Genomic DNA, 583 nt, shown 5'->3' with positions numbered 1-583 from the left:
GTTGTACTCAGTACTTTCTCAAGCGCCTTTACGTGACCATTTGCTAAGTCCACAACATGGATGTAATCACGGACTCCTGTTCCATCTTTCGTTGGATAGTCATTTCCGAATACGCTTAATTCTTTTAACTTACCTACCGCTACTTGCGTTACATATGGCATTAAGTTATTTGGGATTCCATTTGGATCTTCTCCGATACGCCCACTTTCGTGTGCACCAAATGGATTGAAATAGCGAAGTAATGCGATACTCCATTCTGCATCTGCAAATGCTACATCACGCATAATTTGCTCAATCATTAATTTCGTTTGACCATATGGATTTGTTGCACTTAATGGAAACTCCTCCGTAATCGGTGACGTTTCCGGGATACCATATACAGTTGCAGATGAACTAAAGATTATCTTCTTTACATTATGTTTCTGCATTACTTCACATAGCACTAACGTGCTTGTAATGTTGTTATGATAATATGTTAATGGAATCGCTACTGACTCCCCTACAGCTTTAAATCCTGCAAAGTGAATAACTGCTTCAATTGAATTTTCTTCAAAAATTGCGTCAAGCGCTTCGCGATTTAAAA

At 38.6% G+C, this 583-nt stretch carries 1 protein-coding gene; it reads right to left on the bottom strand.

Annotation, left to right across the window (positions count from 1 at the left end):
- Positions 1 to 583: UDP-glucose 4-epimerase GalE (gene galE, locus ACQGSG_RS29260; protein WP_426948793.1), on the bottom strand; the 583-nt coding region annotated here is incomplete at both ends.

This window comes from Bacillus sp. GMa5/1 (assembly GCF_050172015.1).
In the GTDB taxonomy this organism is placed as follows: domain Bacteria; phylum Bacillota; class Bacilli; order Bacillales; family Bacillaceae_G; genus Bacillus_A; species Bacillus_A cereus.
Note: the sequence above shows the minus strand (reverse complement) of the source record. Positions and strands in the feature narration are given on the sequence as shown.